Origin of the sequence: Micromonospora palomenae (genome assembly GCF_007829925.1) — a bacterium.
GTDB lineage: Bacteria > Actinomycetota > Actinomycetes > Mycobacteriales > Micromonosporaceae > Micromonospora > Micromonospora purpureochromogenes.
Map to the genome: position 1 here is coordinate 204,731 of NZ_VIXA01000002.1, position 24,109 is coordinate 228,839.

Genomic DNA, 24,109 nt, shown 5'->3' on the forward strand with positions numbered 1-24,109 from the left:
GGGGAACCTTTCCTCCGGCGGCGCGTACGCGCCCGCGGTGGCTCGCGAGGGGCTGCCGACGGCGGCCCTCGCCTCAACCGCCGCCGGCGACCAGTGGTACGGCCGGTGCCGGGGAAAGGTTCGACGCTACGCCGGGTGGTGACCGTACGCGGTCGTCCGCTTGCGCGCCGGTCGCCCGGCGGTCGCCGCGATGGCCCGCAACTGCTCCTCGGTACGCGCCGAACCGTTGCCGGAGCCGGCCATCCGGGAGATCGTCTCCTCCATCAGCGTGCCGCCCAGGTCGTTGCAGCCGCCCTGGAGCATCGCCACCGTGCCGGCGTCGCCCAGCTTGACCCAGGAGCACTGGATGTTGTCGATCCGGCCGTGCAGCAGCAGCCGGGCCATCGCGTGCACCGCCCGGTTCTCCCGCCAGGTGGGCCCCGGCCGGGCGATGCCGGCGAGGTAGATCGGCGCGTTGGTGTGCACGAACGGCAGCGCCACGAACTCGGTGAACCCGCCGGTGCGGTCCTGCACCCCGGCCAGCACCCGGAAGTGCGCCAACCACTGCCCGGGGTGGTCCACGTGGCCGTACATCATCGTGGAGCTGGACCGGATGCCCAGCTCGTGCGCCGTGCTGACCACGTCGACCCAGGCGGCCGCCGGCAGCTTGCCCTTGGTGAGCACCCAGCGCACGTCGTCGTCGAGGATCTCCGCGGCGGTGCCCGGGATGGTGTCCAGCCCGGCCTCGCGCAGCCGGGTCAGCCACTCCCGCACCGGCACGCCGGCCTTGGCGGCGGCGGTGACGATCTCCATCGGGGAGAAGGCGTGCACGTGCATCCCCGGCACCCGTGCCTTGATCGCCCGGACCAGGTCGGCGTAGCCGGTCACCGGCATCTTCGGGTCGATCCCGCCCTGGAGGCAGACCTCGGTGGCCCCGGCCGCCCAGGCCTCCTCGGCCCGGTCGGCGACCTGCTCCACCGAGAGCCGGAACGCGTCGGCGTCCCGTTCCCGCTGGGCGAAGGCGCAGAACCGGCAGCCCACGTAGCAGACGTTGCTGAAGTTGATGTTGCGGTTGACCACATAGGTGACGTCGTCGCCGACGGTGTCGCGCCGGACGTCGTCGGCGAGCCGGGACAGCTCGTCCAGCGCCGGGCCGTCCGCGCCGAAGAGGGCCAGCGCCAGGTCGGCGTGCCGGGGCTCCAGCAGCGCCGCCGGGTCGTCGGCGGCCAGCCGCAGCCCGGCCCGTACGTCGGCGTCCCCGCCGCCGGGGGCGGCCCCCGCGGTCACCTTGCCGGCGACCTCCGACCAGTCGCCGTAGACGCTGTCGAAGTCGCCCCGCCGATCCCCGGTCCGCCCGGTGGTGTCGATGGTGACGTGCAGGTCGGTCCGCCCGCCGTACGTCTCGTCGGGCTCCTGCCACGGCCGGCCGACCGGCCGGGCGGACTCGACGGCGAGCCCCGTCTCCGGGTCGGCCAGCGCGCCGACGTGCGGCAGCAGCCGGTGGTCGAGCCAGGGGTCACCGGCCCGGACGTACTCGGGGTAGATGGTCAGCCGCTCGCGCAGGGTGAAGCCGGACTTCTCGGTGTGCCGGGCCAGCTCGTCGAGCTGCGGCCAGGGCCGCTCCGGGTTGACGTGGTCCGGGGTCAGCGGCGACACCCCGCCCCAGTCGTCGATGCCGGCGCGCAGCAGCAGGTCGTACTCGCCCTCGATCAGGTTGGGCGGGGCCTGGATCCGGGCCCTGGGGCCGAGCAGCAGCCGGGCCACCGCCACCGTGGCGGCCAGGTCGTGCAACTCGGCGTCGGGCATGCCGCGCATCGCCGTGTCCGGCTTGGCGCGGAAGTTCTGCACGATCACCTCCTGGAGGTGGCCGTACTCCCGCTGCGCCCGGCGGATCGCGAAGATCGCGTCGACCCGCTCGGCCGGGGTCTCCCCGATGCCGATCAGGATGCCGGTGGTGAACGGCACCCCGACCCGGCCGGCGTCGTCGAGCACCCGCAGCCGCACCGCGGGTTCCTTGTCGGGCGAGCCGAAGTGCGGACCACCCGGCTCGGACCAGAGCCGGGTCGCGGTGGTCTCCAGCATCATCCCCATGCTCGGCGCGACCGGCTTGAGCCGCTGCAGCTCCGACCAGGACAGCACGCCCGGGTTGAGGTGGGGCAGCAGGCCGGTCTCCTCCAGCACCGCCACCGCGCAGGCGCGCAGGTAGTCCAGGGTGGAGTCGTACCCGCGCTCGTCCAGCCACTCGCGGGCCGCCGGCCAGCGCTCCTCCGGCCGGTCACCGAGGGTGAACAGGGCCTCCTTGCAGCCCAGCGCCGCGCCCTGCCGGGCGATCGCCAGCACCTCGTCCTGCTCCAGGAAGGCGGCCGGCAGCCGGTGCGGCACGGTGGCGAAGGTGCAGTAGTGGCAGCGGTCCCGGCAGAGCCGGGTCAGCGGGATGAAGACCTTCTTCGAGTACGTCACCACGCCCGGCCGGCCGGCGTCGCGCAGCCCGGCGTCGCGGATCTCCCCGGCGACGCGGAGCAGTTCGTCCAGCTCGGCCCCCCGGGCCGCCAGCAGCGCGGTCGCCTCCGCGACGTCCAGGGCGCGGCCGGTGGCCGCCCGGCGCAGCGCGCGCTGCACGCTCGCCTCGGTCGGGGCGGGATCGGTGCGGTCAGCCATCCGCTCAGCCTATGCGCTGGCTCGGACGGCCGGACGGGCACGGAAGACGGTGTGAGATCAACCCTGTGCCGGGCCGGCCCGGCCCGGCTGGTCGGGTGCCGGCGGGGCCGTCCCGGCGCAGCACGTCGAGCGGGATACCTCAGCGTCATCCTGATGCCGCTGAGGTATCCCGCTAACCACAGTGTTGCTTCGCTGAGCCGACCCGCCCGCCCGGCGCCAGCGGGCGGGCAACGCAGCTCAGCGTGGGGAGTTCGGGTCGTCCCGGTGGAAGCGCTGGGTCCGGTCGACGTCCTCGCCACCGGGCGGCACTGCCGGCCCGCCCACCTCGCCGGGCTGGCGCGGGATGGTCTGGGTCGGGTCGGCCGACGGCGGCTGGCCGAACGGCGGAGCGGTGTTCGGGCCGGCGAACGGCGGCGCGGACTGCGGCGTGCCGAACGGCGGCGCGGACTGCGGTGCGGTGCCGAACGGCGGGGCCGAGGACGGGCCCGGCTGGCCGTACTGGCCGGGCTGGCCGTACTGGCCGGCGGACGGGTAACCGGCGGACGGCTGGCCGGCGGGCGGGTAGCCGGTGCCGGGGTGGCCGCCGGGCTGGCCCGGGGGCGGGTAACCGGCGGCGGGGTAGCCGCCCTGGCCGGCCTGCTGCGGCCAACCGGGCTGCGGCTGGCCGTACACGCCGGGCTGCGGCTTGGGGCGGGGGACGTGGTAGAACGCCCGCCAGACCCGGTAGACGACGAACGCGGCGAGGGCGAAGAGCGCGAACCAGGCGGCCCGGGTCAACAGGCCGAGCAGGGCGTCCAGCAGCTCCGCGTCGGCCAGCCGGTTGACCAGCCAGATCAGGAAGGTCAGCGTGCCGAAGAGCGCGCCGAAGGCGTACTCGCCGACCGCGACCTGGGTGATCTGCTTCGCCCGCGGCAGGACCGGCGAGACGTGCGTGGCGAGCAGCACGGCCAGCAGCGGCAGGACGGTCGCCTCGATGCCGACGAACGAGAAGAAGGTGCTGCCGGCCCGGCTCGAGAAGGTGCTGTACTCCGAGGCCGGCGCGAGCAGCCGGATCAGTCCGACGAAGAGCAGCACGGCGTTCGCGCCGAGCAGCACGAACGCGGCGAGTTCGCGCAGTGGACCGGTGAGCTGGCGGGCCTGCGTCGCGTCTTTCGGCGCCGGCTCGGCGGGGCTGGTCACGAGTTCTCCCTCGGGCGAAACGGACAGATGCCGACGTGAGCCTAGTCTCCCGGGCCACCGACGGACCGCAGGCGTCGCGTACGCCAGGATGGACGTCATGCGCATTGTGGTTCTGACCGGCGGGATCGGGGGCGCCCGGTTCCTGCTCGGCGTCCGGGCGTACGCCCGCGAAGTGGGCGCCGAGGTGACCGCCGTGGTCAACGTCGGCGACGACCTGCTCCTGCACGGGCTCAAGGTCTGCCCCGACCTGGACAGCGTCATGTACACCCTGGGCGGCGGGGCCGACCCGGAACGCGGCTGGGGACGGGTCGGTGAGACCTGGACGGTCAAGGCGGAGCTGGCCGCGTACGGCGCGGAGCCGACCTGGTTCGGGCTCGGCGACAAGGACATCGCCACCCACCTGGTGCGGACCACCATGCTCAACGCCGGGTACCCGCTCTCCGCGGTGACCGAGGCGCTGGCCAGCCGCTGGCAGCCCGGCGTACGCCTGCTGCCGGCCACCGACGACCGGCTGGAGACCCACGTGGTGGTCGACGGCGAGGAGGGGCAGCGGGCGATCCACTTCCAGGAGTGGTGGGTGCGCTATCGGGCGGACATCCCCACCCACCGGTTCGTCTTCGTCGGTGCGGAGAGCGCCAAGCCGGCGCCGGGGGTGCTGGAGGCGATCGCCGGCGCGGACGCCGTGCTGGTCGCGCCGAGCAATCCGGTGGTGAGCGTCGCCCCGGTGCTCGCCGTGCCGGGGCTGCGCGACGCGGTCGCCCAGGGTCCGGCCCGGGTGGTCGGGGTCTCCCCGATCATCGGCGGCGCTCCGGTGCGCGGCATGGCCGACCGGTGCCTGTCGGTGCTGGGTGTGGAGTGCAGCGCCGCCGGGGTGGGCCGGCTCTACGGCGGGCGGAGCGAGGGCGGCCTGCTCGACGGCTGGCTGGTCGCGCCGGAGGACGAGGGCACCTCGGTGCCGGGGGTGGCGGTCCGGTCCGCGCCGTTGTGGATGACCGACGAGGCGGCGACCGCGCAGATGGTGCGGGCCGCGTTGGAGCTGGTGTGAGACTGGAGATCCTGCCGGTGCTGGGCATCGGCGACGTGACCGAGGGCGACGACCTGGCGGCGCTGATCGCGACCGCCGCGCCGTGGCTGCGCGACGGGGACGTGCTGGTGGTCACCAGCAAGATCGTCTCGAAGGCGGAGGGCCGGCTGGTCGACGTGCCGGCGGACGGGCCGGAACGGCTCGCCGCGCGCGACGAGGTGCTGGCCGCCGAGACCGCCCGGGTGGTGGCGACCCGTGGCGCGACCCGGATCGTCCAGACGCACCACGGCTTCGTGATGGCCTCCGCCGGGATCGACGCCTCCAACGTCGACAAGACCCGGCTGGTGCTGCTGCCCAAGGACCCGGACGCCTCGGCCCGGGCGCTGCGCGCCGCCCTGGCCGAGCGGTACGGCGTCGACGTGGCGGTGATCGTCAGCGACACGATGGGTCGGCCCTGGCGCAACGGGCTCACCGACGTGGCGCTCGGCGTGGCCGGTATGTCCGCCATCCGCGACCACCGGGGCGAGGTCGACCCGTACGGCAACGAGTTGCAGCTGACCCAGATGGCCGTGGTGGACGAACTGGCCGGCGCCGGCGAGTTGATCAAGGGTAAGTGCGACCAGGTCCCGGTCGCGGTGGTGCGCGGCTACCTGGGTGCCGGCCGCACCGACGACGGCGCGGGCGCGAGCGTCCTGGTCCGGGACGCGACGATGGACCTCTTCTCCCTCGGCACCGCCGAAGCGCGGGCGGCCGGTCTCCGGTCCGCCGCGACCCTCGCCGACGGCACCGGTCCGACGCCGGCCGACCCGGAGGCGGTCCGGCGGGCCGTCGCCGCGGTCGCCGGCGTGGTCGCGCCCGGCACCGCCTTCACCCACGTCACCGACGAGGAGGTACGCGCCGGCCTGGTCGCCACCGTCCCGGGCTGGCCGGCGGGGGCCACCGGGCTGATTCTCGGCGCGGCGCCCACCCCGGTCGACCGGCCGGACCTGGTGCGCTTCGGCGCGGACCTGCAGCGGCTGCGCACCGCGCTGGCTGCCGAGGGGGTGCCCTCGACGCTGCTGCCGCCCCCGGCGGGCAGCACGGCCAGCGCCTGCCTGGCGATCTGACGCCGGCCGGGTCAGGCCTCCAGCATGGCCCGGCCCAGCGGGGTCAGGGTGTGCAGCACCGTGTTGCGGTCCCGCTGGCTGACCAGCAGCCCGGCGTTGCGCAGCACGGCGGTGTGCTGGCTGGCGGCGGCCGGCGAGATGTGCAGCCGCCGGGCCACCTCGCCGGTGGTGCAGCCGTCGTCGCTGGCCTCCAGCACCGCGGCCCGGGTCCGGCCGAGCAGCGCGGCGAGCGCCTCCCGCCCGGGCCCCTCGCGGGGCGGGCCGGCACCCTCGCCGGGCGCCGGGACCAGACCGCCCAGCCGGTCCACCGGATAGACCAGCACTGGGGGCAGCGCCGGGTCGAGCAGGGCCACCGGGGTACGCGCGCAGAAGAACGAGGGCACTAGCAGCAGCCCGCGCCCGTCCAGGTGCAGCTCCCGGCGGTCCGGGTAGTCGTGCACCTCCAACCGCCCGGAGTCCCAGCGCATGGTGGGGCGCAGGCTGGCCAGCAGCCCCTCCGCCCCGCCGTCGAGCAGGGCACGGGCGCGACGGTTGCGGTCGGCCTCCACCGCCGCCTGGATCCGCCCCCAGTACGGCTCGAGCGCCACCGACCGGTACTGCGTCATCGAGTCGGTCAGCAGTTGCAGCACCTCCGGCTCGCCGCGGGCCAGCGCGGCGGCGGAGGACGGCAGCGAGTTCGCCCCGGCCAGCACGGTCAGGTCCCGGTTCAGCAGGTCGATCGGGGTGGACCGGACCGCGTCCAGCCCCGCCTCGAACCCCGCCACGCTCTGGTACGGGGTGAGGAAGTCGGGGAAGTAGCCGCGCGGCGGGTTCAGCGCGAAGAGCAACCGGAGCTGGTGGGAGGTGACGTCACGACGCAGCTCGCGGGCGACGCCCCGGCGCCAGTGCGCCATCAGCGGGTCCCGGGTGCGGCCCTGCAGCAGGTGCAGACTCAGCACCAGCTCCCAGATCGGGTCGGCCGCGGGGGCCACCCTGGTCCGGAGAATGTCCTCCTGAGAGAAGTGGATCGTCAGCATGGAAGCGCTCCTGAGGGCGGACAGGGGGATTGCCCACCGACCCTCTGCACTCTACCCGCCCGGCACTTACCTCCACTTTTAAGCGTGAGCTGAAAAACCTCGACGCCCCCGACCGCCGGTTGGCATGCTCCTACTGCCCGGTCCGGCGTGCGAAAGGGTCCACCAGCCAGCCGACCGGGACGCCTGGGGGCGGTGGGCGCGTCCGGGAGACACCACGAGGGTCTGCGGCCCTGGTCCGCAGAGGTGTCCCCCGGGCGCTCCGCGCCGAGCGGGCCGGTCAGCCGATCCAGAGCGCGACCCGGTGGTCCTCGTCGGTGACGTAGAAGCAGCTCCCGTCCAGCTCGGCCAGACCCTCCACGTGGTGGAACGGCGCCAGGTCGGCCACCGGCTCCCCGGCGACCAGGTGCTCCTCGGCGCCCGGCCGCCACCGGAAGCGGACGTGCCGGGAGGTCACCCCACCCCCGGTCGGATGGTCGTCCAGCAGCACCGAGCCCTTGCCCAGCGCGTCGATCGAGCCGACCACCGCCGCGTAGCCGCCGTCGGCGGTCGGGGCGATCGCGCGGAAGCCGACCAGCGCGCCCGGCGGTGTCACCCCGGTCAGCGCGTACGCCCGGCCGGCCACCGGCCAGTCGCCGTCCCCGGCGAACATCTCCGGCACCCCGGCCAGCTCGACCATGATCGGCTCACCGGCTGCGGTCACCGGGAACCGGAGGCCGAGCAGCACGGTGCCGTCCGGGGTGAACGTGGCGGCCTCCACGTTCAGCGGCAGGTCGTCCTCGGCGAGCCGGGTCACCCAGCTCTTCGCCCGGGCGGTGCCCCGGGCCAGCGTCTCGACGATGAACCGGCGGCGGACCCGGTCGCCGGGCGGCAGCGGGGTGAAGGGCGCCTTCGCCAACGCGTCGTTGACCACCCGGTGCACCCGGAACCGGTTGCGCACCACCCGCACCGGCAGGGTTCCCGCCGCCGCGTCGTCCTCGCGGAACCGGGCCACGAACGCCCGGCGCGGGCGCAGCGGGCCGGCCTTCGAGCCGAAGTGCGAACCGAAGACGTACACCCAGCCGTCGTGGTGGGCCAGCGCCTCGCCGTCCTCGGTGCGCCCGTTCTCGACGCCGGCGTCGGCGGGCACGTGCCGGGCGACCCACTCGCCGTCGGAGCGTTCCAGCAGCAGGGCCAGGCAGCGCTCCACCGGGCCCTCGTCCAGCACCGTCCAGAACCCGCGCCGGGCGCCGTGCGCGCGCAGCAGCGCCGGGGAACGGACCGGCAGCAGGTCACTGGCCTCGTTGCCGGCCACGACGAACTCGACGAGTCGCAGGGTCACCGGGCCAGGGTACGGAGCCGGCGCTCGTAGAGTGTCGGGGTGCCCGACGTCTTCGCCATCACCGACCCCGCCGGCCCCCCGTCCCCGTCCGCCGGCGAGGCGGCACTGCACGCCGACGCGGTGGCGCTGCTGAGCGGGTGGACGGCGACCAGCCCCGCGGCCGCCGAGGCGCGGGACCGCACCCTGGAACTGCTGACCGCCGGGCCGGTGGCGATGGGCCGCAGCCACCGACCCGGGCACGTCACCGCCAGCGCGCTGGTGCTGGACGCCACCGGCGACCGGGTGCTGCTCTGCCTGCACGGCAAGTTCCGCCGGTGGGTGCAGCTCGGCGGACACTGCGAGCCGGCCGACCGCACCCTCGCCGGGGCCGCGCTGCGCGAGGCGACCGAGGAGTCGGGGATCGCCGGGCTGGTCGTCGACCCGGTGCCGATCGACGTGGACATCCACCCGGTCGCCTGCCAGGGCGGCTCGCTGCACCACGACGTACGCTTCGCGGTCTTCGCGCCGCCCGGCGCGGTGGAACGGGTCAGCGACGAGTCCGAGGCGCTGGGCTGGTTCCCGCCGGACCGGCTGCCCGAGCCGCTGGCCGGCGGTACGGTCCAGCTCGTCGCGCCGGCCCTGGCCGCGCTGCGCCGCCGCGCCTGAGGAGGCGACCGGCGGCGAGGCGGGTCAGACCAGGCCCTCCTCGCCCCGCTCCTTGAGCGCGTCGACCAGCACCTTGACGTCCTGGGCGCGGTCGCGCGGGCAGACCAGCACCGCGTCCGGGGTGTCCACCACGATCAGGTCCCGTACCCCGAGCGCGGCGACCAGCCGGCCGGACTGCGGCACCACCACCAGGTCGGCGCAGTCGTGCAGCAGCACGCCCGGCTTGGCGTCGGTGCCCAGCACCACGTTGCCCGCCGGGTCGGCGGGGAGCACGTCACCGAGGGTGTGGAAGTCGCCGACGTCGTTCCAGCCGAAGTCGCCGGGCACCGTCGCGACCCGGCCGGCGGTCGCCGCGCCCTCCATCACCGCGTAGTCGACGGAGATCTTCGGCAGCGTCGGCCAGACCGTGCCCAGGATGTCGTCCTGCTCGGGGGTGCCCCAGGCGGCGGCGATGGCACTCACCCCGGCGTGCAGGGCCGGCTGCTGGCGGGCCAGTTCGGCGAGGAAGACGTCCACCCGCCAGACGAACATGCTGGCGTTCCAGAGGTGCCGCCCCGAGCGCAGGTACGCCTCGGCGACCGGCGCGGCCGGCTTCTCCTTGAACTCGGTGACCGGGCGCAGTGGACCGTCGCCGGTCGGCTCGCCGGTCTCCAGGTAGCCGTACCCGGTCTCGGCACGGGTCGGGGTGATGCCCACCGTCATCAGCAGACCCCGCTCCGCGCCGCGTACCGCCGCGCGCACCGTCTCCACCCAGGCGTCGGCGTCCCGGATCAGGTGGTCGGCCGCGAAGGAGCCCATCACCGCCTCCGGGTCCCGCTGCGCGATCACCGCGGCGGCCAGCGCGATCGCCGCGCAGGAGTCCCGCGGCGAGGGCTCCACCAGGATGTTCTCCTCGGGCACCCCGGCGAGCTGCCGGGCCACCGCCGCCGCGTGCGCCGCGCCGGTGACGACCAGGATGTGCTCCGGGGTGGTCAGCGGCGCCAGCCGGTTGACGGTCGCCTGGAGCAGCGAGGCGCTGGTGCCGGTGAGCGGGTGGAGGAACTTGGGGTGCCCCGCGCGGGACAGCGGCCACAGTCTCGTGCCGCTGCCACCCGCCGGGATGACGGCGTAAAGCATCAGCACATCATGCCCGAACCGTCTCGGGGCGGACGCGGGGTCGTTCGCTGGGTCCTCGCACGCTCAGGCCCGGGCCCGGCTCCACGCCGCGATGTGCACCTCGGCGCTGGATCCCCAGGTGAACTCCTTGGCCCGGTCGAAACCGGCCTTGGCCAGCGAGAGCCGGCGCTGCTCGTCGTCGAGGAGGGCGGCCAGGTCGGTGGCGATCTGGTCCGGGTCCTCGCTGGTGTAGGCGACCGCGTCGCCACCCACCTCGGGCAGCGAGAGGCGCGGGGTGGTGAGCACCGGGGCCGCGCAGGCCATCGCCTCCAGGATCGGCAGCCCGAACCCCTCGCCGTACGACGGGTAGGCGGCCACCAGCGCGCCGCCGAGGAAGCCGGGCAGGTCGGCGTAGCGCAGGTAGCCGGGGCGCAGCAGGCGCAGGTGCGACGGCACCTCGGCCACCGCGCGGTCGATGTCGTCGTCGTGCCCCTGGCCGCCGGCCACCACCAGGGCCGGCGGGTTGTCCCGGTCGCCCACCGCGCGGGCCCAGCCGCGGATCAGGTTGGGGACGTTCTTGCGCGGCTCCTTGGCGCCGAGGAAGGCGACGTAGCTGTTGTTGCCCAGCCCCAGCCGGGCCCGGACCCGGGCCTTCTCCTCCTCGCTGGGCGCGTGGAAGGCCGAGTGGTCGACGCCGTGGTAGGCGACGTCGATCCGGGTGGGGTCGGCGTCGAGCAGCCGGATCAGCTCGTCCCGGGTGGCCTTGCTCGGCACGATCACCCGGTCGGCGCGGCGCAGCGAGGTCTTGATCGCGCTGCGGAAGAACGTCCGGCGGGACTTGTCGTAGTGCTCCGGCTCGGTGAAGAAGGTCGCGTCGTGCACGGTCACGGTGACCGGGCAGCCGGCCCGCAGCGGGCAGGTGTAGAAGGGCGAGTGCAGCACCTCGGCGCCGACCTGCTGGGCGAGCAGCGGCAGGCCGGTCTGTTCCCAGGCGAGGCGGGCGGGCCGGTGCGCGACGGCCGCCGGGGCGGGGATGACCTCCGCGCCCGGCAGCATCCGGGTGTAGCGCTCCAGGTCGGTGCGGAGGCTGACCACGACCAGGTCCACCCCCGAACCGCACACGGTGCCGAGGGCGCCGAGGAGGCCGTCGACGTATCTACCGACGCCGCCACGGTCGGCGGGGACACTCGTGGCGTCGATGAGCACGCGGGGCGGGCGACCGGCGGTCACGGGGCGACTCCTTGAACTGGCGGGTCTGTGGGGAACAACACTCCGGGCAAGCCTACGCCGGAGCCCGGTCCGGACGCTGACTGCGACCCGACGGTACGCCGACTTGTCATCGTCATCGAGTACGGGTCTCGGCGGCGTATCGTTCGCGCCGATGGCCGAGAACATTGCCCGGGTCTTCGCCGACGCGATCGCGACCGACCCCGCCCGCCCCCTGCTGACCTGGTACGACGACGCCACCGGCGAGCGCACCGAACTGTCCGGCGCGACCCTGGCGAACTGGGTGGCCAAGACCGCCAACCTGCTCGTCGACGAGCTCGCCCTCTCCCCCGGCGACGCCGCCGCGGTGCTGCTCCCGCCGCACTGGCAGACCGCCGCGGTGCTGCTGGGCTGCTGGTCGGCGGGGGTGACGGTGGCCGACACGCCGGGCGACGTGGACGTGCTCTTCGCCGCCGCCGACCGGGTCGCCGAGGCGGCCGCCTGGCCGGCCGGGGACCGGTACGCCCTGGCGTTGGCCCCGTTCGCCGCCCCGCTGCGCGAGGTGCCGGCCGGTTTCGCCGACTACGTGGTCGAGGTACGCACCCACGGCGACCACTTCACGCCGTACTCGCAGGGTGGCCCAAGCGACGCGGCGCTGCTGGCCCCGGCGGCCGACCGCGCGACGGAGCTGTGCATCGCCCCCGGCGACCGCCTCCTGGTCGACGCCGCCCGGCACCCCGACCCGGTCGACTGGCTGCTCGCCCCGCTGGTGCGGGGCGCCAGCGTCGTCCTCTGCGGCAACCTCGACGCCACCCGGCTCGACGGCCGGGTGGCGTCCGAGAAGGTGACCCGGATCCTCGCCTGAGCCGGGCCCCGCGACCCGCGCCCGGCGGGCGCGGTGCGGGTCAGGCCGGGGTGGGGGTGTCGTGGTCGCTCGCGCGGCGCTGCGCGAAGGTGGCGAAGGCGGTCAGCGACTCGGGGTTGGCCAGCGCGCCCTTGGCGGCGGCCGAGTCCACCGGGGTGCCGGTGAGGATCTTCTTGACCGGCACCTCCAGCTTCTTCGCCGACAGGGTGCGCGGCACGGCGCGGACCTGGTGGATCTCGTCCGGGACGTGCCGGGGCGACAGGGCGGTGCGCAGCTCCCGGCAGATCTTCCGGCGCAGCGCGTCGTCCAGCTCCAGACCCTCGGCGAGGACCACGAAGAGCAGCAGCTCGCCCGCGCCGCCCTCGTCGTCCTCCAGGTGCACGACCACCGAGTCGACGACCTCGTCCAGCCCCTCGACCACCGAGTAGAACTCGGCGGTGCCGAGCCGCACGCCGCCCCGGTTCAGGGTGGCGTCCGAGCGGCCGGTGATGACGCAGCCGCCCCGGTCGTTGATCGTGATCCAGTCGCCGTGCCGCCACACCCCGGGGTAGACCTCGAAGTACGCCTCCCGGTAGCGGCGGCCGTCCGGGTCGTTCCAGAAGCCCACCGGCATGCTCGGCATCGGCGCGGTGATCACCAGCTCGCCCAGCTCGCCGATGACCGGGGTGCCGTCGGCGGAGCGCGCCTCCACCCGCGCGCCGAGCGCCCGGCAGGTGATCTCACCGGCGTGCACCGGCAGCAGCGGCACCCCGCCGACAAACCCGGTGCAGACGTCCGTGCCGCCGGAGAGGGACTGGAGCTGGAGGCGCTCGCCGACCGTCTCGTACACCCAGGTGAAGCCCTCGGCGGGCAGCGGCGCGCCGGTCGAGCCGACCCCGCGCAGCGCGGAGAGGTCGGCGATCTCCCGGGGCACCAGGCCGGCCTTGCGGCAGGCCAGCAGGAACGGCGCCGAGGTGCCGAAGTACGTCGTCTGAGTCTCCTCGGCCAGCCGCCAGAGCGCACCCAGGTCGGGGTGGCCCGGGTTGCCGTCGAAGAGCACGATCGTCGCGCCCACCGCCGGGGCGGAGACCAGGAAGTTCCACATCATCCAGCCGGTGGTGGTGAACCAGAAGAACCGGTCGGCCGGACCCAGGTCGTGGTGCAGGGCGAGCATCTTCAGGTGCTCCAGCAGGATGCCCCCGTGCCCGTGCACGATCGGCTTGGGCAGGCCGGTGGTGCCGGAGGAGTAGAGCACGTAGAGCGGGTGGTCGAACGGCACCGGGGTGAAGGTCAGCGCCTCGTCGGTCGCGGCGGCCAGCTCGTCCCAGCCCAGCGCACCGTCGGGCGGGGCGCCCGCCGGGTCGAGGTAGGCGATGCCAACGGTGTGCTCCAGCGAGGGCAGCGCGGCCCGGATGGCGGCCACCTCGCCGCGCCGGTCGACCGGCTTGTCGCCGTACCGGTAGCCGTCCACGGCCACCAGCACCTTCGGCTCGATCTGCTGCCAGCGGTCGGTGACGCTCCGGGTGCCGAACTCCGGCGCGCAGGAGGAGAAGATCGCGCCGAGGCTGCTGGTGGCCAGCAGCAGCACGTACGTCTCCGGGATGTTCGGGGCGTACGCGGCCACCCGGTCCCCGGCGACCACGCCGAGCCGGCGCAGCCCGGCCGCCACCCGGCGGACCTGCTCGCGCAGCTGCGCGGCGGTCAGCGTGACCGGCGCGCGGGTCTGGCCGTGCGCGATCACCACCGGGTCGTCGTCCGAGCGGCCCGGCATCCGCAGCACGTTCTCGGCGTAGTTGAGCGTCGCTCCGGGGAACCAGCGGGTGCCCGGCATCGCCGGGTCGGTCAGGGTCGCCGTCGGCGGGGTGTGCGCGACGACCTCGAAGTGGTCCCAGACCGAGCGCCAGAACGCGGCCAGGTCGTTGACCGACCAGCGCCACAGCTCGTCGTAGTCGGCGAAGTCCAGCCCGCGGTGCTCACGCAGCCAGCGCAGGTAGTTCCCGATCCGCGACCGCTGGAGTACGTCCGCCGGCGGCGTCCACAGCACGTCACCCACTGCTCCACCCTCCCTCGGGCCCCGCACCACACTGTGAATGGGCCGTGGCGCCATCTTGCCCTACCTCGAAGCGTCATTCTCCGCACCCGGCGCCGGTGAGGGGGCGTGGCCGGCCCACACGCCGGACCGGCCACCTGTGTGGGGCGCGCCGCGACGCGACGGGCGGGACGCCTCAGCCGGCCCGGTGCGCCTGGATGGCCCGGCGCCGGGCCAGCCGGTGCGCCCGGCGAATCTCCGCCTCCCGGAACCGGCGCTCGTCCTCCAGGGTCTCCGGCAGCACCGGCCGGACCGCCCGGGGCGCGCCGCCCACGTCGACACCGACGAAGACCAGGTACGCGGTGGCCACCCGGACCGGCTCGTCCTCGGCCGAGTCCCAGCGCTCGGCGACCACCCGGACGCCCACCTCCATCGAGGTCTGCCCGGTCCAGTTCACCTGGGCGTGCGCGTGCACCAGGTCGCCCACCCGGACCGCCTCGGAGAAGACGATCTCGTCGATGGCCGCGGTGACGGCGGTGCCCCCGCTGTGCCGCGCCGCGGCGGCCCCGGCCACGTCGTCGACGAACTTCATCAGCACCCCGCCGTGCACCGTCCCGTAGAGGTTGACGTCGACGGCGGTCATGATGCGGCTCAGCGTGACCCGGGAGTACGAGGTGGGCTTGCCCGGCGGGGCGGCGGAGGGGTGCTCGGTCATGGAGGAAACGGTACGGTGCGCGGATGCGACATCTCTGGAGCTTCCTCGCCGGGTTGGTGGTGGCGCCCATCACCTGGGTGCTGATCACTCTCGGGCAGGACGGGTCGGGCCGGACCGTGAACCGCTGGGTGGAGATCGGTACGTACAGCACGCCCAACCTGATCGAGCCGGCCGTCTACCTCGGCGTCGCCGGCATCCTGCTCGGTCTGCTCGGCACCCTGCGCATCTCGCCGCTCGGCCCCCTCGTCGCCGGGCTACTGCTGGTCATCCCGTACGTCGGGATGTTCATCGCCCCGTTCACCGTGCTCGACAAGATTCCGGACGGCTGGAAGGTGCTCGGGGACCCGCTGCCGCTGGACCAGCCGGTGCGGAACGGCACGCTGTTCCTGATCGGCCTGCTGCTGCTGATGGCGACCTTCAGCGTCCAGCGGTGGCGACAGTGGCCGGCGGCGCCCTCGACCGGGGCGGAGCTGACCCCGGCCGACGACACACCACCGGAGAACACCTTCACGCTCGGCGACTGGCCGCCGCCCGGGGCGCGGAGCGAGCAGGACACCGCCCCGCTCACCCTCGGCTACCCGGACCTGGGCACCCCCACCGAGCCGCTGCCCCGGCGCAGCGGCACGGAGTCGCCGTGGACCGCGCCGCCCCGCTACGGGGCCGGGAGCGACAGCACCGACAACCGTTGACGGCCGCGGGCGGGCCGGAGAACCGGCCCGCCCGCCCGACGGGTCGTCGTCAGCCCTTGAGGAGCTGACGGGCCATCACGATGCGCTGCACCTGGTTGGTGCCCTCGTAGATCTGCGTGATCTTGGCGTCCCGCATCATCCGCTCGACGGGGTAGTCGCGGGTGTAGCCGTAGCCGCCGAGCAGCTGCACCGCGTCCGTGGTGATCTCCATGGCGGCGTCGGAGGCGAAGCACTTGGCCGCCGCGCCGAAGTAGGTCAGGTCGGCGTCGCCGCGCTCGGACTTGCCGGCGGCGGCGTACGTCAGCTGCCGGGCCGCCTCCAGCTTCATGCCCATGTCGGCGAGCATGAACTGGATGCCCTGGAACTCCGCGATCGCCTTGCCGAACTGCTTGCGCTCGGCCACGTATCCCTTGGCGTAGTCGAGCGCGCCCTGGGCGATGCCGACGGCCTGCGCGGCGATGGTGACCCGGGTGTGGTCCAGGGTCTTCATCGCGGTGGCGAAGCCAGTGCCCTCGGCGCCGATCATGCGGTCGGCCGGGATCCGGACGTTGTCGAGGTAGACCTCGCGGGTCGGGGAGCCCTTGATGCCGAGCTTCTTCTCCGGCGCGCCGAAGCTGACCCCGGCGTCGGCCTTCTCCACGACGAAGGCGGAGATGCCCCGGGAGCGGGCTGTGGGATCGGTCACAGCGAAGACGGTGTAGTACTCCGACACGCCCGCGTTGGTGATCCACCGCTTCACGCCGTTGAGCACCCAGTGGTCGCCGTCGCGCACCGCGCGGGTGGTCATCGACGCGGCGTCGCTGCCCGCCTCCGGCTCGGAGAGGCAGTACGAGAACATCGCGTCGCCGGAGGCGACCCGGGTCAGGTACTGCTGCTTGAGCTCCTCGGAGCCGGCCAGGATCAGCGGCATGGTGCCGAGCTTGTTCACCGCCGGGATCAGCGAGGACGAGGCGCAGGCCCGCGCCACCTCCTCGATCACGATGGCCGTGGCCAGCGCGTCCGCGCCGGCGCCGCCGTACTCGACGGGGATGTGCGGGGCGTGGAAGTCCGCGGCCCGCAGCGCGTCGTAGGACGCCTTGGGGAACTCACCGGTCTCGTCCGCCTCGGCGGCGTTGGGGGCCACCTTCGCGGCACAGACCTCACGGACCGCCTCCCGGATCGCCTCGTGCTCCTCCGGCAACCGGTAGACGTCGAACGACTGCTCTGCGGCCATGTCGGCCCTCCCCTTTCACCGCTATCATGCGCAGTCTGTGGCGTTTTGAAGGTCCGCCGACTGCCGCAGAGTGAAGGATAGCTACCAGGTCCGACCGGACCTTACCGGCGGGTAGGCTCGCGCACGACAGGCGTCGACACGGCACAACTACCCTCACACAAGACGACAAAAGTTCCCTCGGCGCCGGCCATGGCGCCCCAGCCGAACGCGACGCAGCGACGCGCCGCCAGTGCGAGCGGAGAAGACAGGCGTGACGATCCCGTACCCGAACATCCAGCCGGTGCCGGCCATCACCCCGGTGACGCCGCCCTCGGGTGCCCCGCGACCGCGGGTGACCTTCCTCGGGACCGGTTACCTCGGCGCGACGTACGCCATCTGCTACGCCGAGCTGGGTTACGAGGTCCTCGGCTTCGACGTCGACGCGGACAAGATCGCCAAGCTGAACGCGGGCGAGGTCCCGATCCACGAGCCGGGCCTGGACGAGCTGCTCCGGCGCAACCTCGCCGCCGGTCGGCTGCGGTTCAGCACGGACATCAGCGAGGTCGCCGACTTCGGCGACGTGCACTTCATCTGCGTGGGCACCCCGCAGCGCGCCGACGGGATGGGCGCCGACCTGTCGTACGTCGAGGCGTCGGTGACCAGCCTGGCCCAGCACCTGACCCGCAAGGCGCTGATCGTCGGCAAGTCCACCGTCCCGGTCGGCACCGCCGAGTGGGTGGAGCAGCTCGTCGGCAAGCACACCCCCACCGACCTGGGCGTCGAGGTGGCCTGGAGCCCCGAGTTCCTCCAGGAGGGCTTCGCCGTCGACGACGTGCTGCGCCCCAACCGGATCGTGGTCGGCGTCAAGACCGAGTGGGCCAACGGCATGCTCTACGCCGCCCACAAGGGCGTCTTCGACCTGGCCGCCACCGAGGACCGCGAGGTGCCCCTGGTGGTCACCGACTTCGCCACCGCCGAGCTGGTCAAGGTCGCCGCGAACGCCTTCCTGGCCACCAAGATCTCCTTCATCAACGCGATGGCCGAGGTCTGCGAGGCCGCCGGCGGCGACGTCACCCAGCTGGCCCGGGCGATCGGGTACGACCCGCGCATCGGCAACCGGTTCCTCCAGGCCGGGCTCGGCTTCGGCGGCGCCTGCCTGCCCAAGGACATCCGCGCCTTCCAGGCCCGGGCGCAGGAGCTGGGCGCCGGCGAGGCGCTGCGCTTCCTGCACGAGGTGGACCTGATCAACCTCCGCCGCCGTACCCGGGTCCTCCAGCTCGCCGCCGACCTGCTCGGCCGCCGCTCCGGCCCGGCCGGCCCGGACTTCTCCGGCACCCGGATCGCCGTGCTGGGCGCCACCTTCAAGCCCAACACCGACGACGTCCGCGACGCCCCGGCGCTCGCCGTCGCCGCGCTGCTGGCCAAGTCCGGCGCGGACGTGCACGTGTACGACCCGCAGGGCACCGAGAACGCCCGCCGGGTGGCCCCCGAGCTGACCTACGAGGCCAGCATGAACGACGCGGTGACCGGCGCCGACCTGGTCTGCGTGCTCACCGAGTGGGCCGACTTCCGCAACGCCGACCCGGTCGTCCTCGGCGAGCTGGCCGCCGGGCGCAAGGTGGTCGACGGCCGCAACTGCCTCGACTCCACACTGTGGACCCAGGCCGGCTGGGAATACCGCGGCATGGGCCGCCCCTGACGGGTACGCGCCGACGCGCCGGCCGGGAAGCACCGCTTCCCGGCCGGCGCTCGTCGTTGTGCCGAAACGCCAACGCCAGGTGTCGAAATCCGCGCCGGGGCAGGGCATGCTCGACACTGGAGGTCCACAGTGCGGGCCGGCCGGGTGGAGGGGTGTCGTGGAGAGCTTTCAGTGCTCCTCGTGCGGGCGGCAGATACAGCCGGCCGCCCGTTGCCCGCACTGCGGCGCCGAGCAGCCGCAGTGGCGGGAGCACCTGGCCGAGATCGAGCGGTCCATCGCGGAGATGAAGGCGCGCGAGGCGGCCATCCTCGCCGAGCAGCGGCAGATCGCCGCCAAGATGCAGGCCGCCCTCTTCCAGCGCGACATCCTCGCCCACGCCGGTGAGGAGCGGACCAGGCAGGCCACCCGCCCGCGTCGGGTGCTGCGCCGCAAGCCCGGCCGCCGACCCCCGACCGCGGCCACCGGCGCCCCGCCCCGGGTGCCCCGGCAGGGCGCCGCGCCGCCCGGGTCCGACGACGGCCCGCCGCCACCCCCGCGCGCCACCGCCACCTGGCTGGACGCCGACGATCCGGAGCACCCGCCGGAGGCGTCCTCCCGCGAGGTGCAGAACATCCCGCTCGGGCTCGGCGCGCTGCTGCTGGCCGTGGCCGCGGTGGTCTTCGCCGCCGTCGCGACCAGCTCGATGGACGCCCTCGCCCGGCTGGGCATCCTGCTGCTCGCCACGGTGCTGCTGCTGCTCGCCCCACCCGTGCTCGCCCGGCGCGGGCTCACCTCGACCGCCGAGACGATCGCCGCGGTCGGCCTGCTGCTGGTGCCGCTGGCCGGGTACGCGCTGTGGGCGGTGGACCGGATCGGCGCCGGCGGCGCCTCCGGCGCGGTCTTCTCCGGGGTGATCTTCGCGGTCACCGCCGCCGTCGCCCTCGGGTACGCCCGGGGCACCGGCCTGCGGGCGCCCCGCTTCGCCGCCGTGCTCGCCGCCCAACCGGTGGTGCCGCTGCTGGCGTACGACCGGATCACCGGCCCCGGCGGGTGGGCGTTGGCGCTGACCGTCGTCGCCGTGCTCGATCTCTGGCTGGCCCGCTCGTCGCTGCTGCTGGAACGCCCGATCCGCCGCGACCTGCCGGTCGACCCGCCGGGCGCGCCGACCGCGCCCCGGCACCGCACCGTCACCGAGGGCCGGCCCGAGGCGGCGCCCGAGGAGGCCGGCGAGGTGCTCGGCGCGACGGCGGCCCCGGCACCGGGCGAGGTCGTCCGGCCGGTGCCCTGGCTGCCCCAGGTGACCTGGCTGCTGCACGGCGCGGCGGTGGCGCTCGCCTTGGCGTACGCGGTCACCGCGCTGCTGCGGGCGGCCACCGTACCGGCGGCCACGGTGGCCGGTGCGGCGCTGCTGCTGGCCGCGGCGGTGGCCCTGGCTGGCGCGCTGGTGCTCCGGCGACCGCCGCTGCCCGACGTGGCCGCCGGCATCATGACGCTGGCCGTCATCGGGGCGCTGGGCCGGATCGCCTCGGTCGCCTACCCCGGTCGGGCGCTGCTGCTGATCGCCGCCGTCATCACGCTCACCGGGCTGGCCGTGCGGGCCGTACCGGAGGCGGCCCGGCGCGGGCCGCAGTTCGCCGCCGCGGCGGCGCTCACGGTCAGCGGGGTGGTCGTCGCCGGCGGTGCCCTGCGCGCCGGCCTGGCCCCGGCCCGCGCGGCCCTGCCGGCCTGGAACGCCGACCTGACCCGGTTCCCCGGTGAGCTGGCGGCGGCGGTCGGCCCGGCGGCCTGGCAGCTGGCCGCCAGCGCCCTGCTGCTGACCGTGGCGGCGGTGCTCGCCCTGCCGCCGGAGATCCGCCGCGAGTTCGCCGTGGTCGGCGCGGGGCTGACCGCGCTCGCCGTGCCGGCCTCCCTCGGCCTCGGCTGGGCGGCCGCGCCGTGGCCGATGGTGCTGGCCGCGGTGGGCATCGGGGTGCTCGGCCTCTCCGCCGCCACCACCCGCGCCGCGCTGGTGCACGCCGTCACCGCGACGGTGGTGGGCGTGATCGGCGCCGGGGCCGCGCTGAGCCGGCCCGCGCTGACCGCGGCGGCGCTGGTCACCCTCGTCGTGGCGGGGGTGCTGGTCGCGCTCGCGCCCCGGGTCCGGATCACCCCGGCGGCGGCCGACACCCTCTCCGGCTGGGCGGCCGGCGGGGCGTCGTTCGCGCTGCCGGGCGCGGTGGCCGCCTTCGTCGCCGCCACCGAACCGGCCGTCCCGGCGCCCACCCCGGCGATGCTGCGCGAGCTGACCGTCCCGATCCTGGCCGCCGGCTTCCTCGCGGTCTGCGTCACGCTGGGCTACGCGGCCATGGTGCAGGTCTCCCAGCGACACATCGCCCTGCCGCACGCGGCCGGCACGGCGCTCGGCGCGCTCGCGGTCGTCGCCGCCGCCTTCGGCGCCCCCGGCACCACCGCCGCCGACGCCTGGGTGGGCGGGCTGCTGCTGGTCGCCACCGTGCTGCTGCTGCTCGCCCCGCGGATCGACGCGGGCCGCCGGTCCGACCTCGCCCTCGACGGCTCCGACCTGGCCGCCGCGGCGGTCACCGCCGCGCTGATCGCCACGCTGGCCCGGATCGCGGCGGTGATCTCCGCCGGCGGGCAGCTCGCCGTGGCCGCCGCGCTGGTGCTGCTGGTCGCCGTCGCCGCCCGGGCGATGCCGGAGGAGTGGCGCCGCGGGCCCGTGCTCGGGATCGCCGTCGGCGGCACCCTGATCGGCCTGCTGGCCGGCTGGTCGGCCCTGCGCGGCGGGGTCGGCGTGCTCGCCACACCCGGCCCGATCTGGGCCGGTGACCTCACCGGCTGGCCGGCCGCACCCACCGGCGGCACCACCTGGCAGGCCCCGGTGGCACTCGCGATGCTCGGCACGGCGGCCGGGATCCTGCTTCCGCCGCCCTGGAAGTACGACATCGCCGGCGCGGCGGTCGTGCTCGCCACCATCGGCGCGCCGGCCGCGTTCGACCTGCCCTGGTGGTCGCCGGTGCTGGTCGGGACGATGGTCGCCACGGTCCTCGGCATGGCGGCGGTGGCCTCGGCCGACCCGCGCGCGGGGCTCTCCCGGGCGGTCGCGGCCGGTGCGGTGGCGCTGCACGCCGCGGCGGCCGGGCTGGTCCGGCCGTGGACCACCGCGCTGGCGCTGGGCGCCATCGCGCTGATCGGCCTGGTCGTCGCGGCGCTGGCCCGGGGGCTCGCCCCGTCGCTGACGGAGGACGTGGAGACCGAGGGGATGCCGCCGCACCTGGTGCGGATCGGCGGCGCGGCGGCCGGGGCGGCCCTGCTGGCGCTGCCGGGCGCGGTCGCCGCGCTGGCCGCCGAGTTCGGTCACTCGGCCCAGGTGGTGCTGACCGGCGCGCTGGCGGCGTCCAGCATCGGGCTGGCCGGGGTCGCCGCGGTCCGCCGCCAGGTGCCGCAGTACCTGCCGTACGCGAGCGCGGCGATCGTCGGCGGCGCGACCGTCAGCGCGCTGGCCGCCATCTTCGCCCACCTCCCCTCCGGCGTGTACGCCGCCGCGGCGGCGCTGCTCGGGGTGCTCGCCGAGCTGGTCCGGGCGGCCACCGTCCCGCCGGTCGGCTCGGCCCAGCCGGTACGCCGGTGGGCCGTGCTGCTGGACGGCGCGCTGCGCCGGCTGCCGGACGACGGCACCCGACGCCGCTGGCGCATCAGCCCGGCCGTCGGCGCCTTCGCCGCGGCGGCGCTGCCGACGGCGCTGGCCCTGGCCTCGCTCGCGCCGCTGCTCTACATCGCCCTGGTGGAACCGCACCGAATGCTCTCCCGGATCTGGCAGGGGCCGCCGCCGGAGCTGCTCACCCCGCCCCCGGAGGCGGTCGACCCGACCCACGTGCTGACCGCGCTGCTGCTCACCGCGACCGCGGCGTTGGCGGCCACCGGGCTCAGCGGCGGGCGGCGCGCGCGGGCCGTGCCGGTGGTCCTGCCGGGGCTGGCGGTGACCCTGCTGATCACCCCGGTGGCGCTCGGCCACGCCTGGCCGGAGAGCGCCCTGGCGGCACTGGCGGTCTTCACCATCTCGATGCTCGGGCTCGCGCTGACCCCGCCGCCGCCGCTGGCCGAGCCGGCCCGGTCGCTGCGGGTGACCCGGGTGCTGGTATTCGCGATCGGGCTGGCCGGCGGCGGCGCCGGGCTGGCCGGCAGCCTCGGTACCCAGGGCCTGACCCTGTTCACGCTGGGCGGGGCGGTGGGCGTCGGTGCCGTCGCGGCGCTCTACGGCACCACCCAGCGGGCGCGCATCCTCGGCTGGCTCTTCGCCTCGCTGATGGCGCAGCTCTTCGTGCTCACCGCCGGGCTGGTCGCCGGCCTCGCCGCCGTCTGGTCGGCGTTCGGGGTACTGGCGGTCGGCGCGGCGTTGCAGGTGTTCGCGGCGACCCTGCCGAGGCTGCGCCGCCCCGAGGCGCAGCCCGAGGCGGCCACCGTGGAGTGGACCGGGTACGCGGCCGCGCTGATCGCCCTGGCGCTGGCCTACGACTCGCCCCGGCACATCGCCGCGCTGCTGGCCGCCTGGGGCGCCGTGCTCGGGGTGGCCGCGAGCCGGCCGGGGCGCCGCCCGCTGGAACGGCAGATCCTGTTCTGGGCGGTGGTGGCCTGCGAGATCACCGCCTGGTGGATCCTGATGCGGGTCGCCGCCGTGGCGCTGCCGGAGGCGTACACGCTGCCGTTCGCGGCACTCGCCCTGCTGGTGGGGGTGCTGGAACTGCGGCACCGGCCGGACCTGTCGAGCTGGGTGGCGTACGGGCCGGCGCTGGTCACCGCGTTCGTGCCGACCCTGGCGATCGTGCTGGCGACCGAGTCCAGCATGCTGCGGCAGGTGCTGCTGCTGCTCGGCGCGGTGGCGGTGCTGATCTTCGGCACCACCAGCCGGCAGCAGGCACCGGTGATCGTCGGCGCCACGGTGACGGCGATCGCCGCGGTGCACGCGCTGTTCAGCCTCGGCCCGTGGCTGGTGCTGATCCCGGTCGGCGTGGTGCTGCTGGTGCTGGGCGCGAGCAACGAGCGCCGCCGCCGCGCCCAGGAGCGGTTGCAGACCGCGCTGCGCGGCATGAGATGAATCGGAGGGTCCCTGTGGCGTGACTGCCGTGTTGCGCAGAGCGTGCCGGGTGATCGGGGATCACGGACTGGTTGCCGAGCCTGGTGCGGGGGCCTCGTCGCGGCCGGGACCATGCCGGTGCGACGGTGAGTGCCGTCGTCGGATGGAGTGGTCAGGCGAGGGAGGCGCGGAGGGCGGCGTCCTTCTCGGCCACCATCTCCTCCAGGCTCGCCTGGAAGGCGGTCATCCGCTTCAGCAGGGCCGGGTCCGAGGCGGCCAGGATGCGGACGGCGAGCAGGCCCGCGTTGCGGGCGTTGCCGATCGACACGGTGGCCACCGGCACCCCGGCCGGCATCTGCACGATGGAGAGCAGGGAGTCCATCCCGTCGAGGTGCTTCAGCGGCACCGGCACGCCGATCACCGGCAGCGGGGTCACCGAGGCGACCATGCCGGGCAGGTGGGCCGCGCCGCCCGCCCCGGCGATGATCACCTTGACGCCACGGTCGGAAGCGGAGCGGCCGTACTCGATCATCTTGACCGGGGTGCGGTGGGCGGAGACGACGCCCACCTCGTAGGGCACCCCGAACTCGTCCAGCGCCTCGGCGGCGGCCTTCATGACCGGCCAGTCCGAGTCGCTGCCCATGATCAGCCCGACGGTGCTCACA

At 75.0% G+C, this 24,109-nt stretch carries 17 protein-coding genes; 7 read left to right on the top strand and 10 right to left on the bottom strand.

Features of this window, described 5'->3' with window-relative positions; genetic code table 11:
- Positions 1 to 126: 126 nt before the first annotated feature.
- Both FHX75_RS11890 and FHX75_RS11895 read right to left on the bottom strand, forming a co-directional pair.
- On the bottom strand, positions 127 to 2,637 hold the full coding sequence (locus FHX75_RS11890; RefSeq protein ID WP_154939373.1) for a bifunctional FO biosynthesis protein CofGH: 2,511 nt from the start codon (positions 2,635 to 2,637) through the stop codon (positions 127 to 129).
- A gap of 237 nt (positions 2,638 to 2,874) precedes the next feature.
- Complete coding sequence (locus FHX75_RS11895; RefSeq protein WP_154939375.1) at positions 2,875 to 3,816, bottom strand: hypothetical protein; 942 nt, start codon at positions 3,814 to 3,816, stop codon at positions 2,875 to 2,877.
- Between the two features lie 97 nt (positions 3,817 to 3,913).
- On the opposite strand from FHX75_RS11895, the gene cofD reads away from it, so the two are divergent.
- Entirely contained in the window at positions 3,914 to 4,861 is a 948-nt protein-coding gene (gene cofD, locus FHX75_RS11900; RefSeq protein ID WP_154939377.1) for a 2-phospho-L-lactate transferase, read from the top strand.
- Positions 4,858 to 5,946 (top strand): coenzyme F420-0:L-glutamate ligase, encoded by a 1,089-nt coding sequence (locus FHX75_RS11905; protein WP_154939379.1) that lies wholly within the window; start codon positions 4,858 to 4,860, stop codon positions 5,944 to 5,946. The genes cofD and FHX75_RS11905 overlap by 4 nt, the downstream gene beginning before the upstream one ends.
- Positions 5,947 to 5,957: 11 nt before the next feature.
- On the opposite strand, the gene FHX75_RS11910 is transcribed toward FHX75_RS11905, so the two are convergent.
- The gene (locus FHX75_RS11910) at positions 5,958 to 6,962 is read right to left on the bottom strand and encodes an ArsR/SmtB family transcription factor (protein ID WP_154939381.1); all 1,005 of its coding nucleotides are present in this window, start codon (positions 6,960 to 6,962) and stop codon (positions 5,958 to 5,960) included.
- 277 nt (positions 6,963 to 7,239) lie between these two features.
- A complete protein-coding gene (locus FHX75_RS11915) occupies positions 7,240 to 8,280 on the bottom strand; it encodes a DUF4185 domain-containing protein (protein WP_154939383.1) in 1,041 nt (346 codons plus the stop codon).
- Positions 8,281 to 8,319: 39 nt separating this feature from the next.
- Here FHX75_RS11915 and FHX75_RS11920 point away from each other — a divergent pair, with 39 nt between their 5' ends.
- Positions 8,320 to 8,925, top strand: a complete 606-nt coding sequence (locus tag FHX75_RS11920) for an NUDIX hydrolase (RefSeq protein WP_154939385.1) — start codon at positions 8,320 to 8,322, stop codon at positions 8,923 to 8,925.
- Between the two features lie 24 nt (positions 8,926 to 8,949).
- On the opposite strand, the gene FHX75_RS11925 is transcribed toward FHX75_RS11920, so the two are convergent.
- Both FHX75_RS11925 and FHX75_RS11930 read right to left on the bottom strand, forming a co-directional pair.
- Complete coding sequence (locus FHX75_RS11925; protein ID WP_154939387.1) at positions 8,950 to 10,041, bottom strand: mannose-1-phosphate guanylyltransferase; 1,092 nt, start codon at positions 10,039 to 10,041, stop codon at positions 8,950 to 8,952.
- Between the two features lie 63 nt (positions 10,042 to 10,104).
- A complete protein-coding gene (locus FHX75_RS11930; protein ID WP_154939389.1) occupies positions 10,105 to 11,250 on the bottom strand; it encodes a glycosyltransferase family 4 protein in 1,146 nt (381 codons plus the stop codon).
- 151 nt (positions 11,251 to 11,401) lie between these two features.
- Here FHX75_RS11930 and FHX75_RS11935 point away from each other — a divergent pair, with 151 nt between their 5' ends.
- Positions 11,402 to 12,091 carry a TIGR03089 family protein gene (locus tag FHX75_RS11935; protein ID WP_154939391.1) on the top strand — a complete coding sequence of 230 codons (690 nt, stop codon included), beginning with the start codon at positions 11,402 to 11,404 and terminating at the stop codon, positions 12,089 to 12,091.
- Positions 12,092 to 12,131: 40 nt separating this feature from the next.
- On the opposite strand, the gene FHX75_RS11940 is transcribed toward FHX75_RS11935, so the two are convergent.
- On the bottom strand, positions 12,132 to 14,123 hold the full coding sequence (locus FHX75_RS11940) for an acetoacetate--CoA ligase (protein WP_154939393.1): 1,992 nt from the start codon (positions 14,121 to 14,123) through the stop codon (positions 12,132 to 12,134).
- A 172-nt stretch (positions 14,124 to 14,295) separates the two neighbouring features.
- The gene (locus FHX75_RS11945; protein WP_154939395.1) at positions 14,296 to 14,814 is read right to left on the bottom strand and encodes an acyl-CoA thioesterase; all 519 of its coding nucleotides are present in this window, start codon (positions 14,812 to 14,814) and stop codon (positions 14,296 to 14,298) included.
- 23 nt (positions 14,815 to 14,837) lie between these two features.
- Between FHX75_RS11945 and FHX75_RS11950 the strand changes: the two genes are divergently transcribed.
- A complete protein-coding gene (locus FHX75_RS11950; RefSeq protein WP_154939397.1) occupies positions 14,838 to 15,503 on the top strand; it encodes a hypothetical protein in 666 nt (221 codons plus the stop codon).
- A 49-nt stretch (positions 15,504 to 15,552) separates the two neighbouring features.
- Here the strand turns inward: FHX75_RS11950 and FHX75_RS11955 are convergent, their stop codons facing one another.
- Positions 15,553 to 16,716 carry an acyl-CoA dehydrogenase family protein gene (locus FHX75_RS11955; RefSeq protein ID WP_154939399.1) on the bottom strand — a complete coding sequence of 388 codons (1,164 nt, stop codon included), beginning with the start codon at positions 16,714 to 16,716 and terminating at the stop codon, positions 15,553 to 15,555.
- Positions 16,717 to 16,966: 250 nt separating this feature from the next.
- Between FHX75_RS11955 and FHX75_RS11960 the strand changes: the two genes are divergently transcribed.
- Positions 16,967 to 18,394, top strand: a complete 1,428-nt coding sequence (locus FHX75_RS11960; protein WP_154939401.1) for a UDP-glucose dehydrogenase family protein — start codon at positions 16,967 to 16,969, stop codon at positions 18,392 to 18,394.
- 157 nt (positions 18,395 to 18,551) lie between these two features.
- Positions 18,552 to 23,465, top strand: a complete 4,914-nt coding sequence (locus tag FHX75_RS11965; RefSeq protein WP_154939403.1) for an SCO7613 C-terminal domain-containing membrane protein — start codon at positions 18,552 to 18,554, stop codon at positions 23,463 to 23,465.
- 151 nt (positions 23,466 to 23,616) lie between these two features.
- Here the strand turns inward: FHX75_RS11965 and purE are convergent, their stop codons facing one another.
- A complete protein-coding gene (gene purE / locus FHX75_RS11970) occupies positions 23,617 to 24,108 on the bottom strand; it encodes a 5-(carboxyamino)imidazole ribonucleotide mutase (RefSeq protein WP_154939405.1) in 492 nt (163 codons plus the stop codon).
- Between the last annotated feature and the right edge of the window lies 1 nt (position 24,109).

What these genes read in the sequence shown, in the direction of transcription:
- FHX75_RS11955 (WP_154939399.1), bottom strand. Translation starts at nt 16,716, where the DNA reads ATGGCCGCAGAGCAGTCGTTCGACGTCTACCGGTTGCCGGAGGAGCAC.
- FHX75_RS11945 (WP_154939395.1), bottom strand. Translation starts at nt 14,814, where the DNA reads ATGACCGAGCACCCCTCCGCCGCCCCGCCGGGCAAGCCCACCTCGTAC.
- FHX75_RS11950 (WP_154939397.1), top strand. Translation starts at nt 14,838, where the DNA reads ATGCGACATCTCTGGAGCTTCCTCGCCGGGTTGGTGGTGGCGCCCATC.
- FHX75_RS11925 (WP_154939387.1), bottom strand. Translation starts at nt 10,041, where the DNA reads ATGCTTTACGCCGTCATCCCGGCGGGTGGCAGCGGCACGAGACTGTGG.
- cofD (WP_154939377.1), top strand. Translation starts at nt 3,914, where the DNA reads ATGCGCATTGTGGTTCTGACCGGCGGGATCGGGGGCGCCCGGTTCCTG.
- FHX75_RS11910 (WP_154939381.1), bottom strand. Translation starts at nt 6,962, where the DNA reads ATGCTGACGATCCACTTCTCTCAGGAGGACATTCTCCGGACCAGGGTG.
- FHX75_RS11890 (WP_154939373.1), bottom strand. Translation starts at nt 2,637, where the DNA reads ATGGCTGACCGCACCGATCCCGCCCCGACCGAGGCGAGCGTGCAGCGC.
- FHX75_RS11935 (WP_154939391.1), top strand. Translation starts at nt 11,402, where the DNA reads ATGGCCGAGAACATTGCCCGGGTCTTCGCCGACGCGATCGCGACCGAC.